Raw genomic sequence first — 18,140 nt, 5'->3', positions numbered from 1 at the left:
AGTGTCGCTGTCCTACGCTGGCTCCATGCCGAACATCAGCCACCCCGCCGGCCCGGCCGAGCGTCGGGGAGAGCCGGTCAAGCACCAGACCGACATCGCGCGCGCCGCCGCCCTCATCGCCGATCCGTCGCGCGCCCGCATCCTCAAGTGTCTGGCGGACGGCCGCGCGCTGCCCGCGAGCGCGCTGGCGGGCGAGGCGGGGATCGGCGCCGCCACCGCCAGTGTGCACCTGGCCAAGCTCGTCGAGGGACGACTCGTCACCGTCGAACAGCGGGGAAGGCACCGCTTCTACCGGCTCACCGGTCCGGATGTGAGCGCCGCGATGGAGTGCCTGGCCCTGATCGCGCCACCGCTGGCCATCACCTCGCTCAAGCAGAGCAACCGCGCCAACGCACTGCACCGGGCCCGCTCCTGCTACGACCACCTCGCCGGTGAACTCGGCGTGGCCCTGATGCGCGGGCTGCTGGAACGTGGCGTGCTCACCGGCCACGACGGCGTCCACCGGCCCGACGAGGCCGTACGGGACCGGCCGTCGTCGTACGGGCACGACGTCCGGTACGAACTCACCGGCACGGGCCGCGCGACCCTCGCCGAACTCGGCGTCGACACCGACCGGTTGCCCCCGCGCCGCCCCGCGATCCGCTACTGCGTTGACTGGAGCGAGAACCAGCACCACCTCGCCGGAGGGCTCGGCGCCGCCCTGGCCGCCCGGCTGTTCGCGCTGGACTGGGTGCGGTGGGGGCCGAGCCCGCGAGTGGTGCACCTGACCGAAGCGGGCGCGGACGGCCTGGAGCGCACCCTCGGGGTCGCGCTCACGGGCTAGGAACTGGCCGCCGGACCGTGCTTGTGGGGGCCCCGGCACGACCCGAAAACTTGCCCTCACCAGGCACTTTCGCTTTCAAGAACGCCATGGAGCGCGCACGCGAAGCCAACCGCAAGGGCCTCGGGAACGAGCCTCGTTCGGCGAAGATCCCGGGACGCCCGTGTGCTTGTCCGGCACCTTCGTAGGCAGGCCGGCATCGTCGGCGGTATCGCCGTCGCGGCCCCACACGGAGCGCGTCATCGGACCGCCCCGCGCCACAGCTCGGGCTCCGCCGCGGCGAACGCGGTCTCCCGCGCATCCGCGTCCGGCAGCACGAGTCTCAGTTGTCGGCGGAACGCCGCACCGTGCCCGCTTGCCCGCAGATGGCAGAGCTCATGAACGAGCACCAGGTCCACCAGCGACGGCGGCAACTGCAGTACCGCCCAGTGCACCGCGACGGCACCGTCCTGTCCCAGCGCCCCCCACCTGGGGCCCAGGTCACGGGCCTCGACCCGAGGCACCGGCAGCCCGACCTGTGACGCGTACGAGGGCAGCCGCCCGGAGAGCCACCGGGTGCCGCACGCCTCGTACCACTGAGCGATCCGGCGTGCGCCTTCGTCGGCCGTGTGCGGCCGGGGCAGCTCCAGCCACCCCCGGTGCAGCCTCACACGGCCGCCTTCTCCCGGGGGCAGGAGCTTGAGCCGATGCCGTCGCCCCAGATAGGTGAAGCCGGTGCCTCCGACGAGTTCCTTGACCGGCTCATCCGGTCTGGTCCGCCTGTGCCGTACCTCGCGCGCCAGACGCGGCAGCCGAACCCGTACAGCCTGCGCGACCGCAGCCGGATCGGCGTCCGGCGGTACGGCGAAGAGGACGTCCCCGCTCTCGTCGACCTCGATGCCCAGGGTGCGGCGCCGGGGCCGTACGACGACCTGCCACGTCCACTCCCCGGGCACGGGGAGCGCCGCGATCGCCTGGTGGACGGGAGTACTCACGGGGCATTCCTACCATCCGGCAACACGGATTCCCTGGGGCGCCCCTCGCTCAGCGCCCGTTCCGCTCCCCGTACCGCAGGAAGTCGTCACGGCGCTCGACGGCCAGTTCCACCAGGAGCCCGGCGAGCGGGCCGGTGTCCTCCCAGTCCAGGAAGACGTGCGTCTCCAGACTGACACGAAGCTGCTTGCGGACCCGGTCCCTGGTGTCCGTCAGGTGCACGATGTCCGGTGAGCGCACATGCCCGGCGATCTCCACGGTGAGGGCACGGGCGGCTGCCATCAGGTCGGCACCCGGCGGGGTCAGTGCACCTTCCTGCAGCTCCTGTACGAGCAGTCCGTGGACCGGCCGCTCGGTCAACGGGTCGAGTCCGCTGCCGGCACCGGTGTCCTCGGCCTCGTTCGTGTTCATGTCGCCGACCAGCTGGGTGAGCTCGGCGGCGGCCTTCTCGAAGTCGTCCTGCATCTGCTGCACGATCTCGTCGAGACGTCGGCTGAAGCGGGTGTAGCGGGCCCGGTCGGAGCCGATCTCCGCCGCGATGCGTACCTTGACTGAACCGGTCATGTAGGAGACCCGGGCACGCGGGTCGCTGTTGGCGTTGACCCGCTCCATGAAGTCCGCGGCCGTGAGGTCGACGGGCGGAACCCGCTGCTCGATCTTTGTCACCTTCAGGTGCCGCGCCATCAGCTGCCGGATCTTGGCACCGTAGCGGCGCGGGCTGAAGTCGTCGCGCCCGTCGAGGTAGCGGCGGCGAGCCAGGTACTGGACCTCGCCGAGCAGACGGGCGAACGCCTCGTACTTCAAGGCCTCAGGTCGTGGCAGTACGGCGTTGAGGGCGGTGAGGAAGTCACGTGCGAGCTCGTCGAAATCGGCGCGCAACAGCGGGTCCTCAAGCGCGGCCAGCAGGTCCTCTCGCTGTTCCTCCACCTTGAGTGAGGTGATGCCCACCCGGTCCAGGAATTCGGAGACGCTGGCACGCAGATCTGCGAGCAGGGCGTCGGCCGCGGCATCGGCCTGGAGCAGCAGACGGTCCCGGACCGGCTGGTCGCCCGTGAACGTCTTCTTGTCGAGGTGGTCGACGGACGTGTCGTAGCCGTACAGCTCGCGCAGGTGCGCCTTTTCGTACTCCCCGAGCGAGCGGGCGAGTTCCGGGCCGATCCCGATGAAGTCGACGACCTGCCCCCAACGCTTCGACCGGTACGGGCGGTTGGTACGGGCGACTGCCTGGAGCAGCCCGGCGCCCGACAGCGCGCGGTCGAGGTAGAGCACCTGCTCGACGGGGGCGTCGAAGCCGGTGAGCAGCATCGACTGCACGACCAGGAAGGCCATGGGCGCCTCGCCCGGTTCCTCCTGCTCGGCCACCGGCGGGTCCGACTGTTGCCCGTCCAGGTGCCAGACCTCCCCCGTTCCGCCGGGCGTGCCCAGTCCGGACGCCGAGGTCCCGTGGGCGGACACTTTCCACGCGGGGTCGTCGGCAGCGGCGAGCGGGTCGCCGATACCCTTCTGGAAGCGCTCGATGTAGTCGTCCTGCAGGGACTTCGAGGTCCAGCACTTCCATACCTCGGGGTCCTTGCGCCCACTGTTCGGCTGGGCCTCGGAGATCACCACGGCGGCCTCGATGGACCTGAGCAGGTCCCGGTGAGCGACCAGGTCCAGCAGCTCACGTTCCTCCCCTTCGGCCTCGAAGGCTGCCATCGGATCGTGGACGAGTTCCGGGTCGAGGGCGTCGATCCGCTCCACCAGCCGGTCTCGCGCCGCGATGAGAGCGTCCCGGTAGCGGACCGCCGCAAGCCGGGAAACGGCTGCGAGCTGGGCGCCGAAGCGGTCGGGTAGGGCGCTCATCGCCCAGTGCCGCAGCATGTAGTCGGCCTTCGCCTCGATCACGGAGGGCGCTTCGAGGATCTCCTTGCGCCGCGCGAACTTCTCCAGGACGCGCTCGCGCTCCTTGGGGTCGGCAGGCACCTTCTCGTCGAACTCGGCGTCCAGCGCCGCCTTTTCGATCACTTCCAGCGGAACGCTGTAAGCCTCGTAACGCACCGGAACCACGGCACCGTCCCGCTCGGCGTCGCGCAGGGTGTAGAGGTCGGCGAAGGGGCCGAAGATGTCCTCGGTGGTCTTCCGGTTGTCGCTGAGGATCGGGGTTCCGGTGAAGCCGACCATCATGGCGTTCGGCAGCATGGCGCGCAGTCGCGCGTGCTGCCAGCGGTCCTGTCCCCGGTGGGCCTCGTCGATCAGGACGACGATCTCGGAGCTCGTGTTCTCGGCGCTGTTGTACAGGTGGCCGTCGTCGTCGCCGTCGGGAAGCTTCTCCTCCCGGCCGTCATCCTCCGTGTCGTCCCTGCGCGCCTTCTGCAGGGTGACGAGTACGAGGTCGGGCACGTCCACCGCAAGGTAGCTGCGCGCCTGCGGCACGCTGGACGCCCGGTAGATCTTCTGGTTGCTCGCGGCGAGGCTCCCCCGGATCTGCTTCTCCAGGTCGAGCCGGTCCGTCACCACGACGACCTTGTGTTCCTTGAGACGGGGTGTGCTGCGGAGATGGCGTACGAGGAAGGCCATGGTGAGGCTCTTCCCGGAGCCCTGGGTGTGCCAGACGACTCCGCCCCGCTGGTCGACCGGCTCACCGGCGTCGATCTTCCTGCGCCGTTCCAGCAGGCGCTGGGCCAGTTTGTGCACGGCCTTGAACTGCGGGTAGCGGCCGATGATCTTGACGGTGCGCGAGCCGCTCCCGGCCTGAGTGGTGAAGTCCCGGACCAAGGAGAGCAGATGTGTCGGTCTCAGCACACCGGCCACCAGGATGTCCTGGTCGCTCAACGCGGTGCCGCTGCTCCTGCCGGTCTCCTCGCGCACCTGTTCCTCGGTGGCGGGCAGGGTGGTCCGCCAGGGCGCGAAGCGCGGCGAGTCGGCGGTGACGGTGCCGAGTTCGGCATGGTCCCGGTCCGTTCCGATCAGCACCTGGGCGAAGCGTACGAACTCCGCGACGGGCTTCGGTGCGTCCACGCCGGCGTAGCCGATGACCTGCTCGACGGCCGCGTCCAGCGCCGCGCGCTGTTCCTGCCGGGCGGACACCAAGGGTGCCTTGCACTCGATGACGACCCAGGGCAGACCGTTGACGAACAGGACGATGTCCGGGACGACGGGCTCGGCGTTCTTGCGTTCCACCCGGAACTGCGAAACAGCGAGAAAGTCGTTGCCGTTCTCGAACTCACCGTCCCAGTCGACGAGTTTGATGTGTTCCGGCTTGCCCTTGGTCCAGCCGGGAACGGTCCGGGAGTGGATCCCCGTACGCAGAAGCTCGGTCACGTCCAGGTTGCCCGCGACACCCCGTCCCGGGCTTCCGAATCCCGGCGCCGTGCCCTGGACCCGGGCGAGGAGGTGATTCAGCTGGGCGTCGGACAGCCAGGTCTTGCCATGGGGGCCAGGGTTGATCCGGGCCACTGCGTCCCGGAACCGTTGTGCGTAGACGACCTGCTCGAAGCTCGTCCGCCCGGAAGGGCCTGGCTCGGCGACCATGCCGTGTGGTGGGCCGCCTTCGAGGTGCGTCCACCCCATGGCGGTCAGCTGCCTGGTCAGCGGCTTCTCGGTCTTGTCGTACTCCGGCTGCCCCATGCCTGGTCTCCCCGCGCGCCCGTCACCGTACGTCCCACCCGCACCCGTATGGGTGTACGCGGAACTCTACCGGCGGGCACCGGATCGGCCAGGGCGGAGGGCAGGACAGGGCAGCAGAGCAGGGTCGGCGGTCAGCCGGTGAGCGCCAGCTCGAACCAGATGGTCTTGCCGCCCGAGCCCAACTCTCCTTCCCCTATGGCACATCCGCCCCAGCGGTCGGCGACGAGTTCGAGGATGGCCATGCCCCGCCCCGCTTCGGCCTCCGGGCCGACGGCCGGCCTGTAGGGCTTGGGCAGATCCGGGCTCAGGTCCCACACGCTGACTCTGAGCACCGGGTGCCGCCACTGGAGCCGTACACCGGCGGGGCCCTGGGCATGCCGCACGGAGTTGGTGGTCAGTTCGGAGGTCAACAGCTCGGCGCGATAGCTGAGTTCGGCCAGCTCATGCGCCCCGAGGACGGCCCGGAGAGTGGTACGGGCGATGCGGGGCCCTCGCGGGTCGCGGGGGAAGACGAGTTCGTAGCTCCAGGGTTCGGCGAAGGGGATGGGGGCGGGGTGGAGTGCGTACGGGGTGTCGTACGGGGCGTAGGGGGTGGGCTCGATCCTCACGGGCACCTCCTGGGGTGCGTGCGAGTGGGCTGAAGTGGACTTGCGCCAGGGGTGGTTGCGGTTGTTCCGCCGCGAGTGACGGTGGCAATGCCGGTCCTGGCCTGCCTCCCGGGTGGGCAGGGTGGATCGGTGCGCTTCCATCAGTAACGGTGAGCGAGTGGCGCTCGTCAGAGAGTAGAGGTCGAACTCATAACAGTGCTACCAAGTCACTCCGAAGGGTTAACTTCCCGGTTTCGGTGGACCGTGACGTTTCCGCCGGAAACACTGTGCGCGGGCCCAGCAGGGAACGAGGACGACACATGGCACCACGACATGCCCCCACCATCCTTCAGCGCCGATTCGGCATCGAGTTGCGGCGGCTCCGAGAAGCAGCCGGCATGACGGCCCCAGAGGCCGCGGGCCTATTGGGGACCGATCGGACGGTCATCTCCAATGTGGAGGCTGGGCGGTTCGGTATCAGCGAGGAGCGCCTGCGGCGCCTGGGCAGCATCTACGAATGCGACGAACCAGATCTGATCGACGCACTGGCGGGACTGACAGGCGGACGCAGGACGGGCTGGTGGGAGGAGTACCGAGGCAAGATCCCGCCAGGCTTTCTGGACGTGTCAGCCCTGGAGAACTACGCCGTTCGCCTGCGCACGGTCCAGACTGCGCATCTGCCCGGTCTGTTCCACACAGAAGACCACGCACGCGCCATCTTCGAACTCTTCGTCCCGTCGCTACCCCGCCTCGAAGTCGAACTACGGGTGGCGCACCGCATGGCCCGCCAGTCCGTGATCATGAGGGATCAGGGGATCCCGTACTCCGGCGTGATCCACGAAGCCGCAATCAGGATGCAGCTCGGAGGCCGCAGCGCTGCACGCGCCCAACTGCTGCACCTGTTGGATGCCGGCGAGCGCGCCAACGTAACGCTTCAGGTCATCCCGTTCACGGCGGGCGGTTACCCACTCCTCGGCGACTCCTCTGTCCTGTACGCGGAGGCCCCCAATCACCATCTGGACACAGTGCAGATGGACTCACCGACCGGGGCGGTGTTCATCGACTCCCCCACGCAGCTGGCCAACTTCCGCACCAAGCTGGACTTGGTCGAGAAGGTGGCGTTGACTCCTTCCGAGTCCAGGGGCTTTATCCACTCCGTCACCAAGGAGCTGTAAGAGGTGTCTCACATGTCCGACCTGCACTGGGTGAAGTCGTCGTTCTCCGACGCAGGGGGGAACAACTGCGTTGAGGTCGCCGCGGTGGAGCACGAGCGGGTTGCGATCCGCGAGAGCGATAGCCCGGCTGCCCTCCTGGTGACGAGTCGGACTGCGTTGGGGGCACTCGCACGGGGGCTCAAGGTGGACGGCCCCACTCCTCCGTTCGTGTAACACCGCAGGCCGACTTCGTTTGCACTCAGCCGTTGGCGCTCACACTGCGCCTCCAAGCACCTCTTCGGCCACGGCCTGCTGGACAATGCGCGTCTTCTCAATCTGCTTCATCACGCTCTCAGCGCGCTTGCGGCTGGCTGAAACCACCGCAACAACCTGCTTCTGGTCCTCCTTAGGCACGTCTGGTACCAGCAGTTGCCGCACCGCTTCTTGTCCGATGTTCTTCATGCTGCCGCTCGTTCCTGTCGCCATCGCTCTGATCTGCTTGCGGACCGCAGGGTTCAGCAGCGCCAGCTCCATGAACTGCACGTCAGCGACTGACTGATCCGGGACGAGCCTGAGAGTCTTATCGCTCAGCATCAGGCGCGGAGGAGGGGTTCGAGCGATGCACGCCAAACCGACCAGCTGCTCGGTGTTCGCTCGCGTCATGATCAAGTCGCCAGCCCGGACTTCGTATTGCGGATTGATCAAGTTGGATTCATGGATGACTTTATTCTCCGTCTCCTTGAACCAACCAGGTTGTACCGCACTCACCTTGAGTACGCCCCATTGCCTATCTCCAGCCGGGGTGTCCTCGGCCAGCGGACTCTTACCTGCCTCGATGCATTGAAGCCACGTTCCAAGAGGCACCACCCCTGGGGCTGCAGCCATTGCCCGGGCAGCAAATGAGTCGCTGACGTCCTTGAGCTTTGCCAACATCCGCTCCCACGCACCGATCCGCCGCTCGAAGGCAGCATGCACGGCGACGATCCGGCGCTGTTCGTCCATCGGCGGGACACCGATTTCCAGTTCCTTGAGGCGAGCGGTGTCCAACCGACCCGTTCCATGGCTGGTCTCTTCAACCATGCCCAGGATTTCCGGGGTCCGGACCCGGATCGCGTACGCGAGGAAGTAAGGATCAATCCCCTCACCGGGGATCAAGGCTTTGACATCCTGCCCGAATGCCACCTGCCGCTCGGCAACGCCAATCCTGAACTCCGATTTGAGGCTCATCCCTCGCACAACAAAGAGCGTTGCGCCGGGTTCGACCAGACGAGAACCGTTCTTCGCTCCCAGCATGGACAGGCGACGCGGAGAGTCGCTGACATGAAAGTTCTTCATACTTGCACCGCTGATCCAGGGAATTTCTCCGCCCCAGTACGCATCGTTCGACGTACTCGGGGTCCCACCTGACAGCCATCGCCCCGCGTCTGCCAACCGCAGACGACGCCAACAAGCCGGCCAGGCCGCCCCGACCCGCTCAGTGTCAGCGCGCATAGCCCAGCTCCTCCAGCCACTTCCCCAGCTCGCCAGCAGCCTCGCCACTCTCCGACTCCAAGTCAGTCAGCGACACCGCGTACTTCTCCACCCAGTTCCGGAACGCCGCCACCAGCTCGCGCCTCCGCCCAGCCGTAGCCGAGTCCAGGCGGCCGGACAGGTCCCCGTCCAGCACCTCCAGCACCACCCGCTCCGGGCCGCCCTCCTCCGCGTCCTTCACCACGTCCCGCGCGGCCCGCAGCTGGCGCAGGAACACCTCGTCCTGAGCCTTTCGCTTCTTCCTGGCCGCCGCCAGGGCCTTCTTGCGGGCCGCAGCATCACGGGTCAGCGCGGCGATCTCCTCCGGCGAGGCCACCGGAGCGGCGTCCTCCTCCGGCTCAACGCCGTCCGCACCCTCCGCGTCCTCGTCGCCGTCCGCCGGCTCCGGCCCCTTCGCCTCAGCCAGCGCCTCCAGCGCCGTCTTGTACGCAACGTCGGCCTCGGTGACCGCCGTATCCGCCGTCGCCACCGCGTCGAGGAACTCCGGGATCAGCACGCGCACGACCGGCTGGTCCATGGCGCGGCGGCGGTCGGTTGCCGTGACCGTCGTCTTGCGGGTAGTGGTGTCGTCGTCGGGGATCACGGGCTCGACAATCGCCTCGACCGAGTCGACCCAGCCGGTCAGCACCCGCTCGAAGCCGCCCGCCGCCAGCGCCTTCATGTCGTAGCGGTTGATGGACCACCAGTCGGCGATGATGCCGGCCGTGGTGAACTCGTCGATCACGCCGACGGCGCCGATGTCCCGCTTGAACGAGTCCAGGAGCCCGCTCCGCAGCTTCATCAGCTCACGGTCGGCCGCCAGCCCCGCGAAGAGCGGCGCGTGGGCCTTCCACCACGTGGCGTACACCTCGTCCAGCTCCGACTTCCTCTTCTCCGCCAGCCACGGGATGCGGGCCGCCGTCGCGTCGGGGCCCTCCGGCAGGAAGTCGTAGTAGTCCGGGTCGTCGTCCCGCACGGCGAACAGTTCCGTCGCGTCCACGCCGAACGAGCGGAACAGCTCGGCCCGGTCCGCTACCTCGGTCACCGGAACGCCGCCGTACAGGTGCGCCCGTACGTCCTGGGGTTCGGCGGGCGGCGAGTTGTCCACCCAGCGGCGGATGTTGAGATTGGCCTCGGCAGCCTGCAGGTCCTCGACCTCGACCTCACGCGAGTACCGGGGGATCTGGCGCCACTGCTGGTACGTGGTGACGATCTTCTCGACGTGCTCCGGGCGGAGTTCGTTCTGGTTCCGGCCCGCCGTGAAGTCCCGGTCGGCGTTGATGAACAGGACCTTGCCCGCCCGGTCCCTGTGCTTGCGATGCGGGCGGCGGAGCACCAGCACACAGGCCGGGATGCCCGTCCCGTAGAACAGGTTCGGGCCGAGGCCGATGACCGCCTCGATGCAGTCGTCCTTGAGGAGCTGCTCGCGGATGTCACGTTCCTTGCCGCCCCGGAACAGCACCCCGTGCGGCATGACGATCGCGGCGACGCCCCGCTCCTCCAGCACGGCCACCATGTGCTGGACGAACATGAGGTCGGCCTTCTTGCCGCCCTCCGGTGCCCAGTGCTTCATCCGCTTCCCGTGGTTCTTGTCGGCCTCGGCGACCAGGGAGGCGTCATAGTTCAGGGAGAACGGCGGGTTGGAGAGGACCTTGGTGAACCGGCGCAGTTGCGTGGTGCCCGGCTGGAAGTGCAGCGGTTCGGTGAGGGTGTCACCGTGCTGGAGGTCGAACTCCCGGATGCCGTGCAGCACCATGTTCATGCTGGCCATGGACCAGGAGGGGCCGTTCTTGTCCTGGCCGTTGACCGAGAGGTGCGTCGGGTCTTCGCCGTGCTCCTCCACGTGCTCACGGGCCGCGATCAGCATGCCGCCGGAGCCGGCGCACGGGTCGTAGACGGACTCCTCGGCCTTCGGGTCGACGAGCCGGACCATCATGCGGACGACAGCGCGCGGGGTGTAGAACTCCCCGCCCTTCTGCCCGGCCGAGTCGGCGAACTCCCCCAGCAGGAACTCATAAGCCGCGCCCAGCATGTCGGGGAACTCGAAGTCCTCGTTGCGCAGCCGGTAAAGCGTGAAGTGGCGGATCAGCTGGGCCAGTTCGGCATCGGTGAAGCGGGGCTTCGTGCCGACGATCTCGTTGAAGCTGATGTGCGTGGTGACGCCGGCGAGCCGGTCGTTGCCCTCGCTGAGGGCCACCATCGCCTGGTCGAGCCGCTCGCCAACCCGGCTGGTGAGGGTCTGGATGCCGGGCGCGGGGTTCTCCGGGTCCTCCAGGTCCAGGTGGGGGCCCTTCCACCAGCGTGCCCGGGGCGGCACGTAGAAGACCTGGGTGTACGAGTCCTTGTCGTTGGCCCGCCGCAGCGCCTTCGTCTCGTCCTTCGTACGCTCCAGGGCCTCGCGGTACACCCGGTCCCACTCGGGCTGGAACTCGTCCGAGGCGCGCTTCAGGAAGAGCATCCCGAAGATGTAGTCCCGGTACTCGGAGGCGTCCATCCGTCCGCGCAGGATGTCGGCGGCCGAATACAGGTGCCGTTCGAGCTCGGGCAGGGTGATTCTGGCCACGCGCCATTCCTTCGTACGTACGGTGAGGAGATCGGGATGCCATGGAAGTTTAGGCGTCCCCGGGACCCTGTGATGACGATCGGCCGGATCGGGCTGCCCCCGTTGATCAGGCGTCCACGATTTCGAGACTCACCAGCAGCCGCCAGACATCGGTGGACGGGTCACGGTCGAGGACCGGGCAGTCTACGGCGTGGCCCGAGTGCGGGATCAGTGGATCGGGGCGCTCCGGAGCGCCTTCCCACTGGTAGCGGTCCTTCCGGGTGGACTTTGCCTTGCATGCGCCATGCTCGCACTGGGCGACCAGGCTCCGCGCATGGCTGACGGCGGCGGACTCCTTCTTCGTCAACGCCGCGCGACGCCCGTCCTTGACGCTCTTGTCGTTCCGTTTGTCGAAGTTCTTGAAGGCCGGGTCCGCCTGCCGCAGCGTGTCCACCACGTGTTCGCTGCTGCCGCTGCGCTTGCCACCGAACGCCTGGAAATGGAGCAGCAGCCACAGGTCGAACGAGGGGTGCGAGAAGCAGACCTCGGTGCCCTGCTCGGCCGCCAGGCGCAGGGCCTCGGGGATGTCGTGGTGCTGATCCCGGTCGAAGAGGGCCCAGGCCTCGTCCTCCTCTGCCTTGGCCTGAACCTGGGCGACCACCCTGGCCGGGGTCAGTCCGTTCTTGGCGTACACCGGCTGGATCCGGAACCGTCGTCCGCCGGTGAGGCTGCCGTCCCCGAATCGTTCGTTCAGGTAGTTGAGGTAGTCCGGCTCGGTGGACTCGCCCTCGCAGCCGACATACAGCACCCGTTGCGCCCGCGTATCGGCCGGAGGCGGTGGCGCGGGGGCCACGAGAGGCTTCTCCTCGCCCTTGCGGCTCTTGCGCTTCCGCCGGGGCGGCTCGTCCGCCTGCCCCTGGCTACCGTGCTGTCCCTGCTGCCCACCCCGCGTACTCACGCTGTTGCCTTCTCCTCCTGCCAGGACAGTTCGCGGGCGATCTCCCCCGCGCTGACTCGGGGCACTCCGCCGTAGCGCCCGCGCAGATAGCCACGCTCCAGGTTCTCGCCGTCCTTCGGGTGGGCGGCGGTCAGCGGATAGACCTCCGTCGCACCCGACCGGTCCTTGGCCGCGATCCAGACCTGTTCGCGGGCGAGCGGGCGGTCCAGCACTTCGCTGCCGAGGAGGGTGGCGTCGTGCGTGGTGAAGATCAGCTGAGCGTTGCGCGGGTTGGCCTTCGGGTCCTGGAAGATCCGTACGACCTCCGCCGCCAGCGTCGGGTGCAAGGAGGAGTCCAGCTCGTCCACGAGCAGCACCGCCCCCTTGTCGAGCACTGCGAACATCGGCCCGAGGAAGGCGAACCAGGCGTGTGTGCCGAAAGACTCCTCGGTGAGGAAGTCCAGCGGGGTATCGGTTCCATCCGCCGTACGGTGCCGCAGTCTGACCGCCCCGGTCTCCGGGTCGATGTCCATGCCGGTGACACCGAGGTCGGCGGCGGCCAGCAGGTGCAGGACTCGCTCGCGGTACCCGTCCTTCGCGTTCTGCTCGATGAGATCCAGAGTCCACCTGGTGCGGTGCCCGACATCCTCACCGGGTGTCACCAGCCACAGGTTGTCCAGGAACCACCGGTGCAGGGCGGAGAGTTGGGGGTCGTTCAGCGTGGCGGCGGTGGACAGGAACAGGGCGTCGTCGCGGGTGACGGACTCCAGGAGTTCGCGATTCCCCTTGAAACCCTCGCCCTCGAAGACGAACTCCCCGCCCTCCGCATCGGGACGGCCCGCTTCCCGGTCGAACCAGGTCTCCCGCTTGCCCCCGGGGTAGGCGTGCAGCCATTCGGCCTCGACGCGCTCGTCCGAGAGCTCGAAGCCGTAGGTGAAGCGGGTGCCGCTGCGGCCGAGGGAGAGGTCGACCTCGTACAGGCTGGTCTCCTCCGCACACGCGGGGTCGAGCTTGAAGGGCGCGCGGGGCACACCGGGCGACTTCGTCCAGTCGGCGAACGATGTTCGGACCGCATGACGCATGTCGGACAGCGCACTGAGCATATTGCTCTTGCCGGCAGCGTTGGAGCCAAAGATGCCCAGCACCGGCAGAGCAGACACGTCGTGCCCTTCGTGGCGGAGCCCGGTCACGCGGGCGTTGCCGTCACCGGGTTCCGAGCCGATGAGCGACAGCTCGCACTCATCGCGGATCGAGCGGTGATTGGCCACCCGGAAACGCAGCAGCACCCTCTGCCTCCCGACAGGACGGGGAGGCTGACCCCGTCGTACGTACACCACCTGCGGACTATCCGCAGGTGCAGCCTATGACGGCCGCCGGGGCCGTGCCAGCCCCATGGGTCAGTTGGCAGCCGCCGCCGTCTCCCGGCGCACCGTCGTCGCGATCGTCGCCGAGCCGACCACGCGGGTGCCGTCGTACAGGACGACCGCCTGGCCGGGGGCCACGCCCCGTACCGGCTCGGTGAACGAGACGTTCAGCGTCCCGTCGACCAGTTCCGCCGTCACCTCGGTCTCGCCGCCGTGGGCGCGGAGCTGGGCGGTGTACGCACCGGGGCCGGCCGGGGCCGTGCCGCACCAGCGGGGCTTGATGGCGGTGAGCGCGGTGACGTCGAGGGACTCGACCGGGCCGACCGTCACCGTGTTGTTCACCGGGGAGATGTCCAGGACATAGCGCGGCTTGCCGTCGGGAGCGGGATGGCCGATGCGCAGGCCCTTGCGCTGGCCGATGGTGAAGCCGAAGGCACCCTCGTGGGTGCCGACCTTCGTACCCGACTCGTCGACGATGTCGCCCTCGGCCGTGCCGAGCCGGCTCGCCAGGAAGCCCTGGGTGTCGCCGTCGGCGATGAAGCAGATGTCGTGGCTGTCGGGCTTCTTGGCGACGGCGAGGCCCCGGCGCTCGGCCTCGGCGCGGATCTCGTCCTTGGTGGTGAGGGTGTCGCCGAGCGGGAACATCGCGTGGGCGAGCTGCTTCTCGTCCAGGACGCCGAGGACGTACGACTGGTCCTTGGCCATGTCGGAGGCGCGGTGCAGCTCGCGGCTGCCGTCCTCGTTCAGTACGACGGTGGCGTAGTGGCCGGTGCACACTGCGTCGAAGCCGAGGGCGAGGGCCTTGTCGAGCAGCGCGGCGAACTTGATCTTCTCGTTGCAGCGCAGACACGGGTTGGGGGTGCGCCCGGCCTCGTACTCGGCGATGAAGTCGTCCACGACATCCTCGCGGAAGCGTTCCGCCAGGTCCCAGACGTAGAACGGGATGCCGATGACATCCGCGGCGCGGCGCGCGTCGCGGGAGTCCTCGATCGTGCAACAGCCGCGCGCTCCGGTACGGAAGGACTGCGGGTTCGCGGAGAGGGCGAGGTGCACACCGGTCACGTCGTGGCCCGCCTCGGCGGCGCGGGCCGCGGCGACGGCGGAGTCGACACCGCCCGACATGGCGGCGAGCACACGGAGGGGGCGCTGGGAAGTCTCAGTCATAGCTCCACCAGAGTACGGGGCGCCGGGAACCGAACGCTCACGGACAAGCGTTGTCGATCACATGGGGACCAAGGGGACGGCGGGCGCCAAGGGCTCCGCGGGGGCGAAGTCCGGGCACGGCATCAGTCGGCGCGGACTGCTGATCGGCGCTGCCGTCACGGCCGTGGGTACGGCCGTGCTGGCGCGGGAGAAGCTGGAGCATGCCTGGTGGCGGCTGCCGGGGGTGGACAAGCCCCGGACGCCGGGCGAGGTGGACTACGCGCGGGCCGAATGGATATCGGCGTCCCCGGCGAACTGGCGGCGGGCCGACCGCCCCGCCGACTACCCGGTCGACCGGGTCGTCATCCATGTCACCCAGGGCAGCTACCGGGGCGCGGTGAAGGTATTCCAGGACCCGGGACACGGGGCGGCGGCACACTATGTGGTGCGCAAGGACGGCCATGTGACGCAGATGATCCGTGAGCTGGATGTGGCGTTCCACGCGGGGAACAGGTCGTACAACGAACGCAGTGTCGGCATCGAGCACGAGGGGTTCGTGGACCGTCCGCAGGACTTCACGGCGGCGATGTACGGGGCGTCGGCGCGGCTGACGGCGGCGATATGCCGGCGGTACGGCATGCCGGTCGACCGCGAGCACATCATCGGGCATGTGGAGGTGCCGGGCACCGACCACACCGATCCGGGGAAGCACTGGGACTGGGACCGGTATCTGAAGCTCGTCCGGGCGGCGGGCGCGCGGTGACCACGAGGCCCGCCCGATCGCCGGGCGGGCTCGATCTCAGCTGAGTCCCGCCGTCCGCGCCCGTTCCACCGCCGGGCCGATGGCGCGGGCCACCTCGTCGACGTCCTGCTTGGTGGATGTGTGACCGAGCGAGAAGCGCAGGGTGCCGCGGGCCAGGTCCGGGTCGGTGCCGGTGGCCAGCAGTACGTGGCTCGGCTGGGCGATCCCCGCGGTGCACGCGGAGCCGGTGGAGCATTCGATGCCCTGGGCGTCCAGCAGCAGGAGCAGGGAGTCGCCCTCGCAGCCGGGGAAGGTGAAGTGGGCGTTGGCGGGGAGCCGGCCGCCCGGCGCCGGGTCGCCGCCGAGGACGGCGTCGGGGGCGGCTGCCAGCACGGCCGCGACCAGGTCGTCGCGGAGTCCGCCGATCTCGTGGGCGAACTCCTCGCGCCCGTCGGCGGCCAGCCGCCCCGCGACGGCGAAGGCGGCGATGGCGGGCACATCGAGGGTGCCCGAGCGGACGTGCCGCTCCTGTCCGCCGCCGTGGAGCACGGGTACGGGGGTGTACTCGCGGCCGAGCAGCAGCGCGCCGATGCCGAACGGTCCGCCGATCTTGTGCGCGCTGACCGTCATCGCGGCAAGCCCGGACCGGGCGAAGTCGACTTCCAGCTGCCCGAACGCCTGCACCGCGTCGGCGTGCATCGGTACGTCGAACTCACGGGCCACCTCCGTCAGTTCACGCACCGGCATGATCGTGCCGATCTCGTTGTTGGCCCACATCACGGTGACCAGCGCGACATCGTCGGGGTTGCGGAGGATCGCCTCGCGCAGTGCGTCCGGGTGGACGCGTCCGTACGGGTCGACGGGGAGGTATTCGACGTTCGCGCCCTCGTGCTCGGCGAGCCAGTCGACGGCGTCCAGCACCGCGTGGTGCTCGACGGGGCTGGCCAGCACCCGGGTGCGGTGGGGGTCGGCAGCGCGGCGGGCCCAGTACAGGCCCTTCACCGCGAGGTTGTCGGCCTCGGTGCCTCCGGAGGTGAAGACCACCTCGCTGGGACGTGCGCCGAGGGCATCGGCGAGGGTCTCTCTCGACTCCTCGACGGTACGGCGGGCCCGGCGCCCGGCGGCGTGCAATGAGGACGCGTTACCGGTGACGGCGAGCTGGGCGGTCATCGCCGCGATCGCCTCCGGAAGCATCGGCGTGGTCGCGGCGTGGTCGAGGTAAGCCATGGTGGGCTCGATTCTACGAGCCTGCGGCGGGGCGTATGCCGGGCGCATCGCAGTCCGGCCCCCGCGCACCGGGCACGGCACTCGGTCGCGCGCCCCGATCCGGAGCCCGATCCGGTCAGGGACGGCGTCGGCGGAGACCGCCGGTGCGGGCCGTTCGTGCGGGACGCTCGCGTGCGGCTCGGTCAGCCGGCGAAGTTCCAGGAGACGGTGCCGGTGCCGGTGACCAGGAAGGCCAGCACCACGAGGTCGGCGACGCCGAGGGCGAGTCCGAGGCAGGCGCGGCCGCGACGGGAGGTGGAACGGGCCAGGGCGATGATCGCCATGACGATGGCGGCAGGGCCTAGCAGGAGGTTCATCACCAGCAGGCCGATGAGCCCGAGCACGAAGGAGGCGACGGCCAGTCCGTCGGCGTCCCGGCTGCGGTCCCAGCGGCTCTCGGGCCGGGTTCCGGCGTCGGCCTCCGTACCGGTCTCGCCGGTGGTCCTGTCGCCGGCCCCGGCGTTCGTCTCGGCGTCGGTGCCGGCCTCCGCGTCGGGGCGGCGGACGGATGCGGTGAGTGTCATGGTGCGGGCTCCTTCGGATCGATGGTCACAACGGTGATCGGGACTGCAATCGGACCGGCGGTCACTGGGATCTGCGCTGCGCACCCATCCGCTCCCGCACGGCGAAGATCAGCAGCCAGCAGCCGATCACGGCGGCGAGCGCGAGGGACAGCGGGAGCGGAATCTGGACCACCGCTCCGAGCACGACCCCGAGCAGGAGCAGTGCGGCGACGAGGACGATCATGTTCAGCCTTTCTGCGAGCTCTCCACGAACCTTTGAGAGTACGACTGTTCACTGACTTGTCAGTCTAGACCCGGACCCCCCTTCCCCACCCCGGAGAACAGTTGTTTACTGAATGGCATGAGTCACACCGCCGGCATCCGCCAGACCCAGAAGTTGAGAACCCGCCAGACACTGCTGGATGCCGCGCTCGGACTCCTGGAGCACCAGAGCCTCAGCAGCCTGGGGCTGCGCGAGGTGACCCGGGCCGCGGGCCTCACGCCCACCGCCTTCTACCGGCACTTCGACGACACCGCCGCCCTCGGCGTGGCGCTCGTCGAGGAGACGCTGGACAGCCTGCACGGAATGATCGGTGCGACGCTCGCCGAGACCGGCGACAGCGAGGAACGACTGGACCGCAGCGTCGAACTGATAGCACGTCATGTCCGCGAACAGCCCGCCCACTTCCGCTTCATCGCCCGTGAGCAGCACGGCGGCGTGAGCCCGGTACGCGAGGCCATAGCGGCCCAACTGCGGCAATTCGCCGAGGAGGTGGCGGCGGCGCTCGCCGAGGAACCGCAGTCCCGGGGCTGGAGCCACGAGGATCTGCTGATGCTGGGCGGCCTCTACGTCGACCACATGGTGATCACGGCCTCGGCGCTGCTGGATGCGGGTCCGGACGGCGAACAGCAGGTGGCCGGGGTGGCCCGCCGCCGGTTGAGACTGGTCACCCTCGGCAGACAGCATTGGCTGGACGGCGCGGACGGCCACTAGG

At 69.0% G+C, this 18,140-nt stretch carries 16 protein-coding genes; 5 read left to right on the top strand and 11 right to left on the bottom strand.

Going from position 1 to position 18,140, the window contains the following annotated elements:
- The first annotated feature begins 25 nt into the window (after positions 1 to 25).
- On the top strand, positions 26 to 823 hold the full coding sequence (locus ACFVYE_RS19850; protein ID WP_383966405.1) for an ArsR/SmtB family transcription factor: 798 nt from the start codon (positions 26 to 28) through the stop codon (positions 821 to 823).
- A gap of 236 nt (positions 824 to 1,059) precedes the next feature.
- Here the strand turns inward: ACFVYE_RS19850 and ACFVYE_RS19845 are convergent, their stop codons facing one another.
- From ACFVYE_RS19845 to ACFVYE_RS19835, 3 genes are all read right to left on the bottom strand, one after another.
- Positions 1,060 to 1,794, bottom strand: coding sequence for a M48 family metallopeptidase (locus ACFVYE_RS19845; protein ID WP_389606612.1), 735 nt, complete (start codon positions 1,792 to 1,794; stop codon positions 1,060 to 1,062).
- 49 nt (positions 1,795 to 1,843) lie between these two features.
- Positions 1,844 to 5,398 (bottom strand): type I restriction endonuclease subunit R, encoded by a 3,555-nt coding sequence (locus ACFVYE_RS19840; RefSeq protein ID WP_389606610.1) that lies wholly within the window; start codon positions 5,396 to 5,398, stop codon positions 1,844 to 1,846.
- Positions 5,399 to 5,529: 131 nt separating this feature from the next.
- Positions 5,530 to 6,006, bottom strand: coding sequence for an ATP-binding protein (locus ACFVYE_RS19835; RefSeq protein ID WP_389606608.1), 477 nt, complete (start codon positions 6,004 to 6,006; stop codon positions 5,530 to 5,532).
- Between the two features lie 299 nt (positions 6,007 to 6,305).
- Between ACFVYE_RS19835 and ACFVYE_RS19830 the strand changes: the two genes are divergently transcribed.
- Together ACFVYE_RS19830 and ACFVYE_RS19825 are read left to right on the top strand one after the other, a co-directional pair.
- A complete protein-coding gene (locus ACFVYE_RS19830; protein ID WP_389606606.1) occupies positions 6,306 to 7,160 on the top strand; it encodes a helix-turn-helix domain-containing protein in 855 nt (284 codons plus the stop codon).
- Positions 7,161 to 7,172: 12 nt separating this feature from the next.
- Positions 7,173 to 7,373: a DUF397 domain-containing protein gene (locus ACFVYE_RS19825; RefSeq protein WP_389606693.1), complete on the top strand. Its 201-nt coding sequence runs from the start codon at positions 7,173 to 7,175 to the stop codon at positions 7,371 to 7,373.
- A 39-nt stretch (positions 7,374 to 7,412) separates the two neighbouring features.
- On the opposite strand, the gene ACFVYE_RS19820 is transcribed toward ACFVYE_RS19825, so the two are convergent.
- The 5 genes from ACFVYE_RS19820 to mnmA form a co-directional block, all read right to left on the bottom strand.
- On the bottom strand, positions 7,413 to 8,630 hold the full coding sequence (locus tag ACFVYE_RS19820; protein ID WP_389606604.1) for a restriction endonuclease subunit S: 1,218 nt from the start codon (positions 8,628 to 8,630) through the stop codon (positions 7,413 to 7,415).
- Complete coding sequence (locus ACFVYE_RS19815; protein WP_389606602.1) at positions 8,620 to 11,211, bottom strand: N-6 DNA methylase; 2,592 nt, start codon at positions 11,209 to 11,211, stop codon at positions 8,620 to 8,622. Before ACFVYE_RS19815 ends, ACFVYE_RS19820 begins: the two co-directional genes overlap by 11 nt.
- Positions 11,212 to 11,317: 106 nt before the next feature.
- Positions 11,318 to 12,148 (bottom strand): RloB family protein, encoded by an 831-nt coding sequence (locus tag ACFVYE_RS19810; RefSeq protein ID WP_389606600.1) that lies wholly within the window; start codon positions 12,146 to 12,148, stop codon positions 11,318 to 11,320.
- A complete protein-coding gene (locus ACFVYE_RS19805) occupies positions 12,145 to 13,413 on the bottom strand; it encodes an ATP/GTP-binding protein (RefSeq protein ID WP_389606598.1) in 1,269 nt (422 codons plus the stop codon). The genes ACFVYE_RS19810 and ACFVYE_RS19805 overlap by 4 nt, the downstream gene beginning before the upstream one ends.
- Before the next feature lie 111 nt (positions 13,414 to 13,524).
- Positions 13,525 to 14,655 (bottom strand): tRNA 2-thiouridine(34) synthase MnmA, encoded by a 1,131-nt coding sequence (mnmA, locus tag ACFVYE_RS19800; RefSeq protein ID WP_389606596.1) that lies wholly within the window; start codon positions 14,653 to 14,655, stop codon positions 13,525 to 13,527.
- A 61-nt stretch (positions 14,656 to 14,716) separates the two neighbouring features.
- On the opposite strand from mnmA, the gene ACFVYE_RS19795 reads away from it, so the two are divergent.
- Entirely contained in the window at positions 14,717 to 15,397 is a 681-nt protein-coding gene (locus ACFVYE_RS19795) for an N-acetylmuramoyl-L-alanine amidase (RefSeq protein ID WP_383966414.1), read from the top strand.
- Between the two features lie 36 nt (positions 15,398 to 15,433).
- Here ACFVYE_RS19795 and ACFVYE_RS19790 read toward each other — a convergent pair whose 3' ends face one another.
- The 3 genes from ACFVYE_RS19790 to ACFVYE_RS19780 form a co-directional block, all read right to left on the bottom strand.
- A complete protein-coding gene (locus tag ACFVYE_RS19790) occupies positions 15,434 to 16,603 on the bottom strand; it encodes a cysteine desulfurase family protein (protein WP_389606594.1) in 1,170 nt (389 codons plus the stop codon).
- A gap of 182 nt (positions 16,604 to 16,785) precedes the next feature.
- A complete protein-coding gene (locus tag ACFVYE_RS19785; protein WP_389606592.1) occupies positions 16,786 to 17,166 on the bottom strand; it encodes a DUF4190 domain-containing protein in 381 nt (126 codons plus the stop codon).
- Between the two features lie 61 nt (positions 17,167 to 17,227).
- The gene (locus ACFVYE_RS19780) at positions 17,228 to 17,389 is read right to left on the bottom strand and encodes a hypothetical protein (RefSeq protein WP_382942338.1); all 162 of its coding nucleotides are present in this window, start codon (positions 17,387 to 17,389) and stop codon (positions 17,228 to 17,230) included.
- Positions 17,390 to 17,506: 117 nt separating this feature from the next.
- Here ACFVYE_RS19780 and ACFVYE_RS19775 point away from each other — a divergent pair, with 117 nt between their 5' ends.
- The gene (locus ACFVYE_RS19775) at positions 17,507 to 18,139 is read left to right on the top strand and encodes a TetR family transcriptional regulator (RefSeq protein ID WP_383966422.1); all 633 of its coding nucleotides are present in this window, start codon (positions 17,507 to 17,509) and stop codon (positions 18,137 to 18,139) included.
- Position 18,140 lies beyond the last annotated feature (1 nt).

The sequence above is a fragment of the Streptomyces sp. NPDC058239 genome (assembly GCF_042882185.1).
In the GTDB taxonomy this organism is placed as follows: domain Bacteria; phylum Actinomycetota; class Actinomycetes; order Streptomycetales; family Streptomycetaceae; genus Streptomyces.
Note: the sequence above shows the minus strand (reverse complement) of the source record. Positions and strands in the feature narration are given on the sequence as shown.

Coding starts and splice junctions, on each gene's coding strand:
- ACFVYE_RS19830 (WP_389606606.1), top strand. CDS start 6,306: ATGGCACCACGACATGCCCCCACCATCCTTCAGCGCCGATTCGGCATC.
- ACFVYE_RS19820 (WP_389606604.1), bottom strand. CDS start 8,630: ATGCGCGCTGACACTGAGCGGGTCGGGGCGGCCTGGCCGGCTTGTTGG.
- ACFVYE_RS19790 (WP_389606594.1), bottom strand. CDS start 16,603: ATGGCTTACCTCGACCACGCCGCGACCACGCCGATGCTTCCGGAGGCG.
- ACFVYE_RS19775 (WP_383966422.1), top strand. CDS start 17,507: ATGAGTCACACCGCCGGCATCCGCCAGACCCAGAAGTTGAGAACCCGC.
- ACFVYE_RS19840 (WP_389606610.1), bottom strand. CDS start 5,398: ATGGGGCAGCCGGAGTACGACAAGACCGAGAAGCCGCTGACCAGGCAG.
- ACFVYE_RS19795 (WP_383966414.1), top strand. CDS start 14,717: ATGGGGACCAAGGGGACGGCGGGCGCCAAGGGCTCCGCGGGGGCGAAG.
- ACFVYE_RS19850 (WP_383966405.1), top strand. CDS start 26: ATGCCGAACATCAGCCACCCCGCCGGCCCGGCCGAGCGTCGGGGAGAG.
- ACFVYE_RS19780 (WP_382942338.1), bottom strand. CDS start 17,389: ATGATCGTCCTCGTCGCCGCACTGCTCCTGCTCGGGGTCGTGCTCGGA.
- ACFVYE_RS19825 (WP_389606693.1), top strand. CDS start 7,173: ATGTCCGACCTGCACTGGGTGAAGTCGTCGTTCTCCGACGCAGGGGGG.
- mnmA (WP_389606596.1), bottom strand. CDS start 14,655: ATGACTGAGACTTCCCAGCGCCCCCTCCGTGTGCTCGCCGCCATGTCG.
- ACFVYE_RS19785 (WP_389606592.1), bottom strand. CDS start 17,166: ATGACACTCACCGCATCCGTCCGCCGCCCCGACGCGGAGGCCGGCACC.